Here is a 13,933-nt window from a genome sequence, read left to right on the forward strand (position 1 = left end):
GAGCGTCGAGCGAGCGCTCAGTCGCTCTGGATCCGGGGCGCGAGCATGAAGGTGACGTTGCCCTGCCCTTCTGCGATCGCGAAGTGGAGCTTGACGGGGAACTCCTCGCCGAGTTCGACGGTGACCTCGGCGTCGCCCGGGACGGCCTTGTTCATGTCCTTGAGGTAGTCGAGACTGAACAGCGACCGGGCCGGCCCCGCGTCGAGGTCGATGAGGTCCTCGCGGTCGAGTTCGAGGCGCACGTCGTCGGTGTCGCCCTCGGCCTCCACGACGAAGGTCTCGGCGTCGGGGTCGACCGCCAGCGCGATGTGGTCGCTCACCATGTCGGCGGCGGTGACCGACCGGTCGATGTCGGCGCCCTCGACGACGATCTCCGAGGAGAGGTCGAGGTCGGGGATGTCGGGCTCCTGTCGGATAGAGTCGGGATCGATGAGCGCGAGGGTGTACTCGAGGCCGTCGATCTGGATGTGGAGCTTACGGGTCTCCTCGTCGAGTTCGAGGTGGATGGGCTGGTCGCCGCTCGCCATCCCCGCGATGTCGTCGAGTCGGTCGAGGTTCACGCCGATGATACCGCCGTCGGCCTCGTAGGATTCGAACGCGGTCGCCGAGAGTTCGAGGTCCACCATCCCGACGTTCGCGGGGTCGACGGCCCGGATGGAGAGTCCGTCCTCTTCGAGGTGGATCTTGCACTCGTCCACCAGCACGCTCACGGAATCGATAGCATCCCGGAGCGTGTCAGCGCTCACGATAGCCTTAAACATCTTGCCGAGGGCTACGAACCCCCGCCATAAAAAACACCCGTTCGGGCGCGCACGCGCGAGGCCCCGACGGTCTCGGCGTCGGGCAGTCCCGGCCCGTCGGGGCGCCGAAAGCGACGAGTGTCGAGCGCTCGCGGGACCGGAGCCGGTCAGGGGTCGGCGTCTCGGGCGGCCGGCGTCGCCCGGGTGGCGGTCGCTTTGAACGACGCGACGACCGCGACCCCGGGTTCGAGCCCGAGCCGGTCGACGCTGTCGAGGGTGACGACCGCGACCAGCGGCTCGTCGAGGCCCACGTCGACCGCGACCCGGCCCACGGTCTCCCCGCCGGAGACGCCCGCGACCGCCCCGGAGAGCCGGTTCCGGGCGCTGGTGGCGGTCTCGCCCGGCGCATCGACCGGTTCGTGAAGCGTCACCGCGTCGGCCCGGACGGTCACCTGCACCGTCGAGGCGTCGGGGGGCGCGAGCGCGTGGACCCGCCCGGCGTCGGTCTCGACCGCGGCGAGTTCGCCGTCGCGGTCGCGGACCTCGCCACGGAGGACGTTCTCGTCGGCGGTGGTCAGGCCGGTGAACTCCGCACAGAGCCGGTCGAAGCGGGCGAGCAACGCGCGGGCGTCGGCCGTGAGCGCGCTTCCGCCGCCGTCCGAGCCCCCGCGGGTGCGCTCGACGAGCGATCCGAACGCCGCCTCGAGCTCGCCGAGCCGTCGGTGGGCGTGGGCGTACGACCGGCCCAGCTCCCCGGCGGCGGCGTTCAGCGAGCCGGCGGCCCGGATCGCCCGGAGGAGGTCGGCGTCGCGCTCGTCGAACACCACGCCGTCGGCGGCGAGGCGGGCCTCGAACTCGCGGGTGGGCGAATCGCTCATACTCAGTACAGCAGCTCCCCGGTTACGAACTTTCGCGTTCTGGGGTCGTCGGGGTCGTCGAACACCTGTTCGGGCGGGCCGGTCTCGATGACGGTGCCGTCGAGCAGGACCGCCACCCGGTCGGAGATCCGCTCGGCCTGATGCATGTCGTGGGTGGCCACGACGACGCCCAGCCCCGCCTCGCGGGCCTCGGTGACGACCGCTTCCAGCACCGCGGTGTTTCGCGGGTCGAGGTTCGAAGTGGGCTCGTCGAGCAAGAGCACGTCGGGCTCGACCGCTAGCGCGCGCGCGAACGCGACCCGCTGGGCCTCCCCGCCCGACAGCGACAGCGCGTTCCGGTCGGCCTTCTCGGCGAGCCCGACGGTTTCTAGGGCCTCCCGGACGCGGTCGGACGGGTCGGTCCGTCCGATCGCGCGGGCCGCGGCGTCTCGGAGTCGGTCGCGCCACGACGATCTGACCCGGAGCCCGTAGCCGACGTTGCGCGCGACGCTCTCGTTGAACAGCGCCGGCTCCTGAAACACCGTCCCGATCCGGCGCCGGATCGCGAGGCGCTCTTCGTCGGACCGGCCCCAGACGTCCCGACCCTCCCACCGGACGGTGCCGGCGTCGGGCGGCCGAAACAGCCCGAGCAGGCCCAAAAGCGTGGTCTTGCCCGCGCCGGAGGGGCCGACCACCGTGAGCACCTCGCCGGGCGCGACCGACAGCGACGCCGCCGAGAACAGGGGTTCGTCGCCGTAGGCGTAGCGGATGTCGTCGGCGGTCAGGGTCGGGGCCCGCTCGTCAGTCGAGCGCGCCGGCGCGACGCGTCTCGAGTCGGCGGAATCTTCGCGGCGACGGGCGGCTTGCTCGACGCCGTCGTCCCGGTCGGGCGGGCTCACTGAGACCCCCTCCCGCGGCCGCGACTCCGGACCCACGAGCCGAGCCAGTTCACGCCGAGCACGAGCGCGAGCAACGCCGCCCCGAGCACGAGCCCAGCCTCGTAACGCCCCTGACGGGCCTCGACCGTGATGGCGGTCGTCAGCGTCCGGGTGTAGGAGGTGCCGTCGCTGTAGACGATGTTGCCCCCGACGATGAGGATCGAGCCCACCTCGCTGATCGCCCGGCCGAACCCCGCCAGCACCGCGGTGACGATGCCGTAGCGGGCCTCCTTGATCACCGCGAGCGCCACGTCGGCGTCGGTGCCCCCGAGCGCGAACGCGGCGTCTCGAACGTCCTCGCCGACGCTCTCGACCGCCGAGAGGCTGATCGAGGTGATGACCGGCGTCGCGAGCACGAACTGCGAGAGGATCATCGCCTTCGGCGTGAACACCAACCCGAGCTCCCCGAGCGGTCCCTGATTCGAGACGAGCAACAGGACGAGCAGTCCCACCACCACGCTCGGGAACCCCATGCCGGTGTTGATGACCGCCGCCACCGCGCGCTTGCCGGGGAAGTCCCCGAACCCGACCGCGAGCGCGACCGGCAGGCTCGCGAGCGTGCTCAGCGCCACCGCGGTCCCGCTGACGTACAGCGAGACCGCGACGATGCTGAGAAAGTAGTTCCACCCGGCGTCCGGAAGCACGGCGGACTGGAGGAGCATTCAGTAGTCGTTTGGCACCTGTGTGTCCACCCAGTAGAGGAACTGGCGGTCGCGCTTCGAGAGGGACTCGGCCTGCTCGGCGGAGTAGCCCTGCGGGACGTACTGGCCGAAGTTGGGCTCCTCCGACAGCGCGTTCGGGAAGAACAACTGCGAGCCGTTCGCGGTGTAGTTGTCGATGATAGACTGGCCTCGCGGACTCGTCAGGTAGCCGGCGTAGGCCATCGCGGCCTCGTAGTTGACGTTGTCGTGTTTCGCGGGGTTGACCGGGATGACGCCGTAGGGGTTCTTGAGGATGGTCGGCCCGCCCTGAAGCGGCCCCTGGACGAGGATGGTGAGGTCGATCTCGTCGCGCATCGAGAGGTACGTCCCGCGGTCGGCGAGCGTGTAGCCGCCGATCTGGTTGGTCTGGACCAGCGTGTCGCCCATCCCCTTGCCGACCTGCTGGTACCACTGGCCGCTCGGCTCGGCGTCCGACTGCCCCCAGATGTTGAGTTCCTTCTTGTTCGTGCCCGAGTCGTCGCCCCGGGAGACGAACGTCTCCCCGGAGTCGGCGATGGTCGCGAACGCCTCGGTGGCGCTGTCCATCCCCTCGATGCCCGCGGGGTCGTCGCTCGGCCCGACGACGACGAAGTCGTTGAACATCACGTCGCGGCGGTTGACGCCGTGGCCGTCCTGAAGGAACTTGTCTTCGGCGCCGCGGGCGTGGACGAGGATCACGTCGGCGTCGCCGTCCCGGGCGGTCCGGATCGACGCGCCGGTCCCCTTCGAGAGCGTCTTGATCGTGACGCCGAACGCCTCCTCGAAGGGCGGGTGGAGCGCGTCGAGCAGTCCCGTGTCGTACGTGCTCGTGGTCGTCGCGAGGACCAGTTCGCCGTCGCCGATGTCCCCGCCGCCGGTGTCGGCGGACTGCCCTGTGGTCGTCGTCTCCTGTGCCGTCGAATCGCCCCCGGTACAGCCTGCGAGCCCGAGCGTCGCCGCGACGCCCGCGGTCTGCAGGAACCGCCGCCGTTGTATCGGCATGTGAATAACGGTCGGGAAGGCAGATATTAAACCTTACTTTCGAATCGAAACCGATAGCGGTTGCCCGCTCGAGAGCGTGTCACCGACAGAGACGCGGCGGGATCGGTCGAGTTACCCATTCCGGTTACGAATCCGTCGAGATCGGGGGCCGGACGAGCGCCGGTCGATGCGGTCCGACAAGCGAAGCGCGTAAGGAGCGCGGCCGGCTACAAGCGGTAAATGAGTCACAAGGACCACTACTACAACAAGTCGAAACAGGAGGGCTACCGATCGCGGGCGGCCTACAAGCTCGAGCAACTCGACCGCGAGGAGAACCTCCTCGGGTCCGATCGGACGGTCGTCGACCTCGGAGCCGCCCCGGGCGGCTGGCTCCAGATCGCGGCCGAGACGGTCGGGGAGGGCGGCACGGTCGTCGGCGTCGACCTCCAGCGCATCGACCCGATCGACGGGGTCGAGACCGTCCGGGGGGACATGACCGACGAGGAGACCAAAGAGCGAGTCCGGGCGGTCGCCGGCGAGTCGGTCGACGTCGTCCTCTCGGACATGGCGCCGAACATGACCGGCGAGTACTCGGTCGACCACGCCCGGTCGGTCCACCTCGCCCGTCAGGCGTTCGAGACCGCCCTCGACGTGCTCGATTCGGGCGGGGACTTCGCGGTGAAGGTGTTCGAAGGGCCGGACCTCGACGACCTCCGCGCGGAGATCGACGAGGAGTTCCAGTACGTCCGGACGATGAGCCCCGACGCCTCCAGAGACTCCTCCTCGGAGGTGTATCTCGTCGCGAAGGGCCGGACGACCGCGCCCGTGAGCGAGGGCGAGGAGATCGAAGTCGAGATCGTCGACACCGGCTCGGAGGGCGACGGTATCGCGAAGGTCGAAGGGTTCACACTCTTCGTCTCGGGCGCCGACGAGGGCGAGACCGTCGAGGTGCGGATCACCGAGATCAAACCCCGGTTCGGGTTCGCCGAGCTCGCCTAACGGGAGATCCAACAGTACGTCTGGATCGCGCCGAACACCAGCGCCAGCACGCCGTTCTCCACGAGTAAGAACAGCTGGGCCTGCTGGGGATCGGCCTGGCGGACAACCAACAGCACGACGCCGAACAGGGTCGCCAGCACGAGGTTGTACTTCGCCAGCGCCGACCAACACGACTGGTCGAGTTCGATCAGGCCGTCGCTACCCATGCCCAAGCCACGCCGCGGGTCCTGAAAAGTCGGACGGCGAAACGCCGCTACGCGGTCGAACTGTTCTTGGCCTCGTCGAGCCACGACGGCTCGGCGACGGTCGTCTCGCCAACGTCCGAGACGTTCATCGAGACCGAGAGGGTGGCCGCGGAGTCGGCCTGCGCGGTGTCGACCGAGACCTCGAAGCTGTGGACGATGCCGCGCTCGTCGACCAGCGCGGTCGCGTCGTAGGCGGTGACGTTCGTCCCGCCGGGGACCGAGACGTTGGCGCCGTCGGCTCGGAGCACGACGACCGTCGTGCCGTCGATCTCCCGGACGCCGTCGGGCGTGAGGTTCGCGTTCGTCGCCGCGGCGTACTGTTCGAGGTACACCGCGCCCGAGAGCGACGACGGGACCACCTGTGAGGCCTGAGACGTGCGGTTGGTGACGCGGTAGGCGGTCTCGTTGCCGGCCGAGAGCCGCTGGTAGCGCTTCTCGGCGGTCGCGTAGATTTCGGTGCGCTGGCCCGCGCCCGAGACGTTCGCGCGGACCCGCTCGCGGTCGGGGCCGACCGCGGCGTCGAGTTCGGCCGACTGCTCGCCCGACGAGCCGTTCTGGGCCGTGGCGAGCGACAGCGAGAAGCCGGTGCCGTTGAGCGCCTCGGCGTGGCCGGCGGCCAGCGCGGAGACGTTGGTCCCGTTCTCGGAGACCGCGTCGGGGTAGTTCATCTCGGCCGCCGCGTCGGCGGTCGTCGGTTCGTCGGCTCCGCCCGGAAGCGCGCCCGAACAGCCCGCCAGGACGACGAGACAGCCGACCGCTAACAGGAGGAGGGCATTGCGTCGCATGTACCGCCCGAAGTCGCGGGAGCCAAAAAGAGGTGTCGGTGTCCGCACGGTCCCGGCCCATCGAGGGCGAGTGCGGAGCGCGACCGACGGCGGACGCCGAGGCTCAGTCGGCGGCGCTCGCTGGAGTCGGGACGTGGCCCCGCGAACGGAGGTAGCCCACGACCGCGTAGACGAACGGCGTGTCCGCGAGCGCGATCAACAGCTTCAGGACGTACTGGCCGACCGCCAGCGAGACGAGCGCGCCGAGCCCCTGCGGGTCGGCCCCGCGGAGCGCGGGCATAACCGCGAACCCGACGCCGACGAAGATGACGGTGTCGAGAAGCTGGCTCGACGCGGTCGAGACGAGGTTGCGCGCCCAGAGGTGGGCTCCGCCGGTGAGTTCGCGGACGCGGTGGAAGACCGCTACGTCCCAGTTCTGGCTCACGACGTACGCGAGCAGGCTCGCGACCACGATGTTCGTGCTCGCGCCGAGCACCCGCTCGAAGGTCGCGGGATCGACGTCGCTGAACGGCGCGGCGGGCGCGGCGATGGTCGACCACACCAGTCCGAGCAACACGAAGTTCATCGCGAAGCCCACGAGCACGACCTTCCGGGCCTCGGTTGGGCCGTAGAGCTCGGAGTAGCAGTCCGAGGCGAAAAACGTCAGCGCGTACGCCAGCGCCGCGCCGGGCATCACGAGCGACTCGCCGGCGAGCGGGAGCGCGACCGGCACCGAGAACGCGAGCAGTTTCGAGGCGGTGAGCTGGGCGGTCACCAGCGCGGTGACGAACAGCGCCACGAGGGCGATCCGGCCCGTCGCGAGCGCGTCGACCTCGCCGCGGTACGGGTTCGACCCGCTACTCATCCTCCAGCCTCCCGTGGCGCTCGTCGATCTCGTCGAGCACGTCGAGCATCTTGCGGACCGACGCCCGCACCGCCTCGCTCCGATTGACGAACTTCCCCTCCTCCCCGACGTGGTCGTCGAGGTCGTCGAGTAGCTCGTCGGGCACTTCCACGCTTATCTTGGTCATATCCGAGTATTATCGCTCGGTCGTATAAACTGTTCGACGCCGGAGAGGTAGGGCCGGCGCCGACGAGTCACGGACCGACGGGCGGATCGAAAAGCGGAGCGGCTACCGACGCCCGCCCACGGTCACCAGCCAGAGCACGCCGAGTCCGACGCCGTACGCCAGCGAGATCGGGATCGCGAGCAGGAACATCGTGTAGAGGCTGTCTGGAGTCACGAGGCCGGCGACCGCGAACACCGCGATGGTGACCTCGCGCCACCGATCGAGCATCGCGTCGAACGGGACGATGTCCCCCCAGTGGAACAGCCACATCGTCAGGGGCACGTCGGCGAGCAGTCCGATGCCGGCGGTGGTGAAGAACACGAGCCAGAAGAAGTTGCTGACCCGGTAAGAGATCACCATCTCGGCCCGAACCGCGTCGGCGACCAGCCACGAGATGACGCTCGGCGCGACGAACAGGTAGCCAAGCGCGCTCCCCGCGAGCAGTCCGACCCCGATAGTGGCCGCCCAGACGCCGAACACCCGGCGGTCGCCCGACGCCAGCCCGCGCTCTTTCATCGCGGGCCACGCCCAGTACAGCAGGACGGGCACGACCGCGACCCCCGCCAACAGCGTCGATATCTTCACCTCGAAGATGAGCGCCTCGACCGGGTGGAGCACCACGATGTCGAGGATTTCGCCGCTCGACCCGGGCTCGGGGCGGACGTCCGCCGGGACCCGTTGGAGGAAGTCCTGGCGGATGATACCGATCCCGCCCATGTAGAGGGCCGTGAACACCGCGGCGAGCACGGCCATGAAGATGCCGACGAGCCAGAACACCTTCGAGGTGAGGCTGTCGAGGATGAACCGGATGTCGTAGTACCATCCGCCGATGTCCTCCTCGGTGGTCTCGTCTTCGGTGAACGCGTCGGCCATCCCCGCGGCGGTGCTCTGGACCGGATTGGCCGAGTCCTCGGGGTCGTCCGGGGACGACTCCCCGGCGTCGCCGTCGGCGACCTCGGCGTCCCCGGTCGCGGCCGCCGCGGCTTCGTCGTCGGCCTCCTCGTCGTCGGGGTTGAGTTCGTCGTAGCGGTCGAGGATCGCCTGGGCCTTCTCGGCCTCGTCTTCGTCCATCGCCTGCCGTGCGTAGCCGACCGCGTCCTCCTCGCTCATCTCCTCGAACACCTCCGGCGGAGCGGCCCGGACCGCGCCCGCGTCGAGCGGGCCGAGGTCGATGTCGGCGGGCGAGCCGCCGCGAGCGGGCCTCGGACCCGTGTCGACTTCGTCGAGCGCCCGGAAGAAGTAGTAGAGCACCGCGAGCGCGAGCGTCACGACCGCGAGCGCGCCGGCGACCGCCAGCACCGACTGGGTCCGCGGGAGCCCGACGACCGACTCGACCGGCGGGAGCTGGTAGTCGGCCGGGAGCGAGTCGTTGACCGTCTCGCGGCCGCCGCCGGTCAGCGCCATCCGGACGCCGAGGAAGACGAGGACGGGCGCGCCGAGGATCCGGATCCAGTCGTCGCGGATCACGCCGGCGAGGCTGAGCTGTTCGCTCCCGCGTTTGAGCGTCACCACGGCCTTGGTGAGATAGAGGCTAAAGACGTACAGCAGGATGAGCGGCGTCGCCCACATCAGCTGGGTGAACGGGTCCGGAGGCGAGGCGAGGGCGCCGAACAGGAAGATGCCGAGGATCGCGTAGCGCCACTTGTCCCGGAACGTCTCGTAGGGGACGATCCCCGTGTAGCCGAGCCCGCTCATCGCGAGCGGGAGCTCGGCCGCGAGGCCGAACGACAGCGAGAGAAAGAGGATGAACTCGGTCCACTTCACGATCGAGTAGTTGGTCTGGAACCCCGCGGACGTGGCGTTGTCCGCGAGAAACTGGAACATCAGCGGGAAGAAGACCAGATAGCCGTAGAGGATGCCGCCGAAAAAGAGCGCGAACGCGAGGACCGCGAGCGTCGCGATCTTCCACCGGGCGATCGGGGACTGGGGGTACCACGACTTGCCCCGGAACTCGTCGCGGGCGTAGTACAGCAACATCGGCACCGAAAACAGGATCCCGACGACGAGGCCGATCTTCGCCTGCAGGAGGATGACGTCGAACGGCGTCACCGCGACGACGTTGATGCTCTCGGCGAGGTCCGGCGACATCTGGGCGGTCGTGACCTCCTTGAGATATGGCCAGCCGGCGCCCCGGATCGCGTAGAAGCTCGCCAGAAAGCCCAGCAGGAACACCACGAACACCTTCCGGAGGTGGTCCTGGGCGGTCGAGAGCATCGCGCCGACGGTCTCGCGCCCGCTGTTGACCGCGCGGGCGGTGTCCTCGTCGACGATGCTACTTCCAGTTCCAGACATTCCTTGGACGTGGTAGCCGTGTCTCGGTTATCAATCTTCTTGTTAAACCGGAGAATCGACCGTCACGCGCCCGCGCTCGCCCGGCGACGAGGTCGGTTCGATCTCGTCGCGAAGCCGGTATCAATCCCGGTCGAGTCGCGCGCGGCCGGCGCTTGGACCCCTCGTGGCGCCCGGTTTTCGGGGCGCTCGCAAAAGGCCTATAATAGAGCCCGCGCTTAGACCGACTGAATGGCTGACGAACCGGAGGCGACCGCGAGCAACATTTCCCCAGCGACGCCCGAGGACGGCTCGGAGTCGCTGGGGGACCGCGACCCTACCGGCCCGACAGCGCCCGAAGAGCCCCTCGAAGACGAGGAGATGCCGCTCGCCGACCACATCGAGGAGATGGTCAAGCGGCTCGCGGTCGTCGTCGTCGTCGCCGGCGGGATCACCGCCATCGCGCTTCCGTTCGCCGAGGAGGTCATCAACTTCCTCTGGAACGACATCATCTCGATCGCGGAGGTCGGCGATCAGGGCCGCCCCCGGATCTACCACCCGCTCGCGCTGGTGTTGACCGAACTCAAGGTCGCCAGCCTCGCGGGCATCATCGTGGCGCTCCCGATCTTCGTCTACCAGACGTACCTTTTCATGCGACCCGGCCTCTACCCCCACGAGCGGCGCTACTACCTCGCGGCGGTGCCGACGAGCCTCGTGTTGGCGTTCGTCGGCGTCAGCTTCGCCCACTTTGCCGTGTTGCCCGCGATCTTTACCTACTTCATCTACTACACCGAGGGCCCGACCGACCTGCTCGCGTTCGGGCTGACCAAGACGTTCAACCTCATCCTGATGCTGATGGGGTATCTGGCGGTGGTGTTCCAGATCCCGCTGTTTATCATGCTCGCCATCATGATGGGGCTGACCACCCGACGGTGGCTCGCCGACCGGCGGTTGCTGTTTTGGGGCGCGTTCCTCGGCGTCTCGTTCCTGTTCACCCCCGACCCGACCGGAATGGCGCCGATCCTCACCACCGCGACGATGATCCTGCTGTTCGAGGGCACGCTGTTGCTCCTGAAGTGGACCGGTCGGTGAGGAGTCCCGTCCGGTCAACGACAAATTTCACGAGCGTAATCGGCATATAACTAAGGCGGGCGAATCCGTAGGTGTTCGTAGCGTTCGTGCCTGCCACTTAGCTCGCGTGCCAGCAGCTACAATACGCAGTTCGCGTGCCAGCAAACTGCCACCCTGGGTGCGAACGCCCATACAACTTTCTCGGGTCCCGAGCCGACAGCGACCGCGCCGGGCGCTACTCGCCGGTCGGGTACTCCGCCGCGAACACGTCCTCGACCACCGGCTCGTCCGCCCCGTCGGCGTCGGGGTCGGCCTCGCGTTCGGGGCTGACGCTCCCCGTCTGGTAGCCGTGGAGGTCGAGGGTGACGTGTTCGAAGCCGATCTCGGTCAGCCGGTCGCGGACCGCCGCCGCGAAGTCGGGGTCGAGCGCGACGTCGAGTTCGTCGCGACCGACCTCGATGCGGGCGAGTCCGTCGTGGTCGCGCACTCGAAACTGGTCGAACCCCCAGTCCCGGAGCACCGCCTCGGCGCGCTCGACCCGGGTGAGTTTCTCCTCGGTGACCTCGAGGCCGGTGGGGATCCGCGAGGAGAGACACGCCATCGAGGGCTTGTCCGCGACCGAGAGATCGTACTTGTCGGCGAGCTCGCGGACCTCGTCTTTGGTGACTCCGTGGGCGAGCAACGGCGAGTAGGCGTCGAGCTCCTCGACCGCCTGGAGTCCCGGGCGGTGGCCGCCGTCGGCGTCGCTGGCGTTGGTGCCGTCACAGACCACCGGGATGTCGAGTCGCTCGGCGGTCTCGAACATCTTGCCGAGCCGCATCGTCCGGCAGTGGTAACACCGGTCGCCGTCGTTCTCGACGAAGTCGGGGTCCTCGAGCTCCGAGAAGGAGACGATCTCGTGGCGGATGCCGATCTCGTCGGCGACCCGGGTGGCGTCGTCCAGTTCGGCGGCCGGCAGGGTCTCGCTCTTGGCGGTACACGCCACGGCGTCCTCGCCCAGCGCGTCGCGGGCCAGCGCCGCGACCACGCTCGAATCGACGCCGCCCGAGAACGCGACCACGACGCCCTCCCGGTCGGCGAGGTCGTCTCTGATCGCCTGCGCTTTCGCCTCGACTGAAGCCATGTTCCGAGCTTTGGGACGGACGAGAGAAAAGCGCGTTGGACGCCACGTCGGCGGGGTCGGCGAACGCGGCCCGTCCCGGGCGTCGACGCCCCGCCGACCCGCGAACGTTTTTAAACCAGCGGTCAGAACTACGCCCCGATGGAGCTGGAGGCCATATCCGGCGTCGGCTCGAAGACCGCCGCGGCGCTCGCGGAGCTCGACGACCCCGAGGGCGCGCTCGAATCGGGCGACGTGGCCGCGCTCGCGAGCGCGCCGGGCATCTCGGAGGGCCGGGCCGCCAGTATCGCGCGGGCGGCGATCCGAGAGCGCCACGACGACCCCGGCGGCTTCCTGGCGACCGATCGAGCGACCGAGCTCTACCGGGCGGTGCTCGGCCTGCTTCGGGAGCGCACCGTCACGAGCTACGGCGAGAAGCGCCTCGAAACGCTCTACCCGAGCGGCGTGCGCTCGCGGATCGAGGAGGTCAGGGCGTTCGCCGAGCGGGCGCTCGACCGCGACCCCGACGAGGACGTACTGGGGGCGCTCGCCGACGTCGAACCGCTCGCCGAGCCCCGCGACGTGGTGGTTCGAGACCGGTGTCTGGCGACCGCCGACGCCGAGCGCTACAGCGAGGCCCAGCAGGCGATCCCCGAGCTCAGCGTCGAGGTGGTCGAAGACGCCCGGGACCTCGCGGACCTCGCGCGCGGGTACTCGACGGTCGTCGCGCTCGACGAGGCGTTCGCGGGCGTGAGCGTCGACGGCGACGTGCGAGTCGAGCCCGACGCCCTGGAGCGGCCGGCCGACGTGGTGCCCGAGCGCTCGCTCGCGTTCTTCGCGGCGAACCGCGACAGCCTCCGGGCCGCCGCCGCGGTCCACCGGGCGGCCGGCATCGACCCGCCGCTGGACCTCGACGCGCTGGAGGACGCCCTCGACCGGGTCGACGCCGACGGCACCGTCGTCGGCGACGACGAACTCGACCGGCTGAGTCGGGCGATCGACGATCTGGACGCCGCGGTCGCGACCGCCGAGAGCGTCGCCAACGACCACCTCCGGGACGCGATCGAGGAGCGGGACGTGACCGTCGAGGGGTCGGACCTGCTCTCGCTGGTCGAACAGGGCGCGGGCGTCGACTCGCTTCTGTCCCGGGAGCTCAGCGACGAGTACGCCGCCGCGGTCGCGGCGGCCCGCGACCACCTCGCGGAGGCGCTTGACCTCGACAGCGGGGAAGCCGAACTCGCCCGCCGGGCGTTCCCCGAAGAACCCGCCTTCCCGGTCGAGCACGACGAGGAGACGGTCTCGCGGCTCCGCGAGGACCTCGTCGCCGCCAGAGACCGCCGGGCGGCCCGCCGCAAGCGCGAGCTCGCGGCCGACCTCGCCGACCGCCGCGAGGACGCCGCGGCGCTCGTCCGGACCGCGCTCGAACTCGACGTCGAGCTCGCGGTCGCGCGGTTCGCCGCCGACTTCGACTGTGCGATGCCGGAGTTCGTCGGCGAGCGCGACGGCGAGTCCGGCTTCGACATCGAGGCCGGGCGCTCGCCGCTTTTGGACGTCGGGTTCGATGCCGTCGAGCCGGTCGACTACGCGGTCTCGGACGTGGCGTTGCTCTCGGGGGTCAACAGCGGCGGGAAGACCTCGACGCTCGATCTGGTCGCGCTCGTGGCGATTCTGGCCCACATGGGGCTCCCGGTGCCCGCCGAGTCGGTCCGGATCGAGCGCGTCTCGGAGCTCCACTACCACGCCAAGACCCAGGGGACGCTCGACGCGGGCGCGTTCGAGTCGACGCTCCGGGAGTTCGCGGGGCTGACCGACGGGAGCGCCGACCGGCTGGTGCTGGTCGACGAGTTAGAGAGCATCACCGAGCCGGGCGCGTCCGCCAAGATCATCGCGGGCATCCTCGAAGCGCTCCGCGGCGAGGACGTGACCGGCGTGTTCGTCTCGCACCTCGCGGCCGAGATCCGCGAGATGGCCGACTACGACGTGCCGGTCGACGGCATCGAGGCCGAGGGGCTCGAAGACGGCGAACTGGTGGTGAACCGCTCGCCGGTGAAAAATCACCTCGCGCGCTCGACGCCCGAACTCATCGTCGAGAAGCTCTCGGACGGCGACGACGGCGGGTTCTACGACCGACTGCTGGAGAAGTTCTGAGAGCCGTTTCCGGTCGCGTCTGGGCGCCGAGCGTGGGTTCGTTGGACCGACGGGACGGCGACGGCCGGGTCGG

14 protein-coding genes are annotated in these 13,933 nt (G+C 69.4%); 3 read left to right on the forward strand and 11 right to left on the reverse strand.

What is annotated here, in order from left to right:
• Positions 1–17: 17 nt before the first annotated feature.
• The 5 genes from EPL04_RS09400 to EPL04_RS09420 form a co-directional block, all read right to left on the reverse strand.
• Positions 18–761, reverse strand: coding sequence for a DNA polymerase sliding clamp (locus EPL04_RS09400; protein WP_134671084.1), 744 nt, complete (start codon positions 759–761; stop codon positions 18–20).
• 146 nt (positions 762–907) lie between these two features.
• Positions 908–1,618, reverse strand: coding sequence for a TOBE domain-containing protein (locus EPL04_RS09405; RefSeq protein ID WP_134671085.1), 711 nt, complete (start codon positions 1,616–1,618; stop codon positions 908–910).
• Between the two features lie 2 nt (positions 1,619–1,620).
• Complete coding sequence (locus EPL04_RS09410; protein WP_134671222.1) at positions 1,621–2,382, reverse strand: ABC transporter ATP-binding protein; 762 nt, start codon at positions 2,380–2,382, stop codon at positions 1,621–1,623.
• Between the two features lie 110 nt (positions 2,383–2,492).
• On the reverse strand, positions 2,493–3,197 hold the full coding sequence (locus EPL04_RS09415) for an ABC transporter permease (protein ID WP_134671086.1): 705 nt from the start codon (positions 3,195–3,197) through the stop codon (positions 2,493–2,495).
• Positions 3,198–4,217, reverse strand: coding sequence for a substrate-binding domain-containing protein (locus tag EPL04_RS09420; protein ID WP_134671087.1), 1,020 nt, complete (start codon positions 4,215–4,217; stop codon positions 3,198–3,200). It abuts the gene before it with no gap.
• Between the two features lie 219 nt (positions 4,218–4,436).
• On the opposite strand from EPL04_RS09420, the gene EPL04_RS09425 reads away from it, so the two are divergent.
• A complete protein-coding gene (locus EPL04_RS09425) occupies positions 4,437–5,195 on the forward strand; it encodes an SAM-dependent methyltransferase (protein ID WP_134671088.1) in 759 nt (252 codons plus the stop codon).
• Here the strand turns inward: EPL04_RS09425 and EPL04_RS09430 are convergent.
• From EPL04_RS09430 to EPL04_RS09450, 5 genes are all read right to left on the reverse strand, one after another.
• Positions 5,192–5,401, reverse strand: a complete 210-nt coding sequence (locus tag EPL04_RS09430) for a hypothetical protein (protein ID WP_134671089.1) — start codon at positions 5,399–5,401, stop codon at positions 5,192–5,194. The genes EPL04_RS09425 and EPL04_RS09430 overlap by 4 nt on opposite strands.
• Positions 5,402–5,448: 47 nt before the next feature.
• Positions 5,449–6,225, reverse strand: coding sequence for a DUF7537 family lipoprotein (locus EPL04_RS09435; RefSeq protein WP_134671090.1), 777 nt, complete (start codon positions 6,223–6,225; stop codon positions 5,449–5,451).
• Positions 6,226–6,328: 103 nt separating this feature from the next.
• On the reverse strand, positions 6,329–7,069 hold the full coding sequence (locus tag EPL04_RS09440; RefSeq protein ID WP_134671091.1) for a queuosine precursor transporter: 741 nt from the start codon (positions 7,067–7,069) through the stop codon (positions 6,329–6,331).
• A complete protein-coding gene (locus tag EPL04_RS09445; RefSeq protein WP_134671092.1) occupies positions 7,062–7,235 on the reverse strand; it encodes a ribbon-helix-helix protein, CopG family in 174 nt (57 codons plus the stop codon). The genes EPL04_RS09440 and EPL04_RS09445 overlap by 8 nt, the downstream gene beginning before the upstream one ends.
• Before the next feature lie 102 nt (positions 7,236–7,337).
• Positions 7,338–9,566, reverse strand: coding sequence for a twin-arginine translocase subunit TatC (locus EPL04_RS09450; protein ID WP_134671093.1), 2,229 nt, complete (start codon positions 9,564–9,566; stop codon positions 7,338–7,340).
• 228 nt (positions 9,567–9,794) lie between these two features.
• Here EPL04_RS09450 and tatC point away from each other — a divergent pair, with 228 nt between their 5' ends.
• Positions 9,795–10,634 (forward strand): twin-arginine translocase subunit TatC, encoded by an 840-nt coding sequence (gene tatC / locus EPL04_RS09455; protein WP_134671094.1) that lies wholly within the window; start codon positions 9,795–9,797, stop codon positions 10,632–10,634.
• Between the two features lie 214 nt (positions 10,635–10,848).
• Here tatC and larE read toward each other — a convergent pair whose 3' ends face one another.
• The gene (gene larE / locus EPL04_RS09460; protein ID WP_134671095.1) at positions 10,849–11,736 is read right to left on the reverse strand and encodes an ATP-dependent sacrificial sulfur transferase LarE; all 888 of its coding nucleotides are present in this window, start codon (positions 11,734–11,736) and stop codon (positions 10,849–10,851) included.
• A 138-nt stretch (positions 11,737–11,874) separates the two neighbouring features.
• On the opposite strand from larE, the gene EPL04_RS09465 reads away from it, so the two are divergent.
• Positions 11,875–13,860, forward strand: a complete 1,986-nt coding sequence (locus EPL04_RS09465; RefSeq protein ID WP_134671096.1) for a MutS-related protein — start codon at positions 11,875–11,877, stop codon at positions 13,858–13,860.
• Positions 13,861–13,933 lie beyond the last annotated feature (73 nt).

The sequence above is a fragment of the Halorussus marinus genome (assembly GCF_004521895.1).
GTDB lineage: Archaea > Halobacteriota > Halobacteria > Halobacteriales > Haladaptataceae > Halorussus > Halorussus marinus.

Bases quoted from the DNA above. Each gene is read 5' to 3' on its own strand.
- EPL04_RS09440 (WP_134671091.1), bottom strand. From the start codon at position 7,069: ATGAGTAGCGGGTCGAACCCGTACCGCGGCGAGGTCGACGCGCTCGCG.
- EPL04_RS09400 (WP_134671084.1), bottom strand. From the start codon at position 761: ATGTTTAAGGCTATCGTGAGCGCTGACACGCTCCGGGATGCTATCGAT.
- EPL04_RS09405 (WP_134671085.1), bottom strand. From the start codon at position 1,618: ATGAGCGATTCGCCCACCCGCGAGTTCGAGGCCCGCCTCGCCGCCGAC.
- EPL04_RS09415 (WP_134671086.1), bottom strand. From the start codon at position 3,197: ATGCTCCTCCAGTCCGCCGTGCTTCCGGACGCCGGGTGGAACTACTTT.
- EPL04_RS09450 (WP_134671093.1), bottom strand. From the start codon at position 9,566: ATGTCTGGAACTGGAAGTAGCATCGTCGACGAGGACACCGCCCGCGCG.
- EPL04_RS09445 (WP_134671092.1), bottom strand. From the start codon at position 7,235: ATGACCAAGATAAGCGTGGAAGTGCCCGACGAGCTACTCGACGACCTC.
- tatC (WP_134671094.1), top strand. From the start codon at position 9,795: ATGGCTGACGAACCGGAGGCGACCGCGAGCAACATTTCCCCAGCGACG.
- EPL04_RS09465 (WP_134671096.1), top strand. From the start codon at position 11,875: ATGGAGCTGGAGGCCATATCCGGCGTCGGCTCGAAGACCGCCGCGGCG.
- EPL04_RS09420 (WP_134671087.1), bottom strand. From the start codon at position 4,217: ATGCCGATACAACGGCGGCGGTTCCTGCAGACCGCGGGCGTCGCGGCG.
- EPL04_RS09430 (WP_134671089.1), bottom strand. From the start codon at position 5,401: ATGGGTAGCGACGGCCTGATCGAACTCGACCAGTCGTGTTGGTCGGCG.
- EPL04_RS09435 (WP_134671090.1), bottom strand. From the start codon at position 6,225: ATGCGACGCAATGCCCTCCTCCTGTTAGCGGTCGGCTGTCTCGTCGTC.
- larE (WP_134671095.1), bottom strand. From the start codon at position 11,736: ATGGCTTCAGTCGAGGCGAAAGCGCAGGCGATCAGAGACGACCTCGCC.
- EPL04_RS09425 (WP_134671088.1), top strand. From the start codon at position 4,437: ATGAGTCACAAGGACCACTACTACAACAAGTCGAAACAGGAGGGCTAC.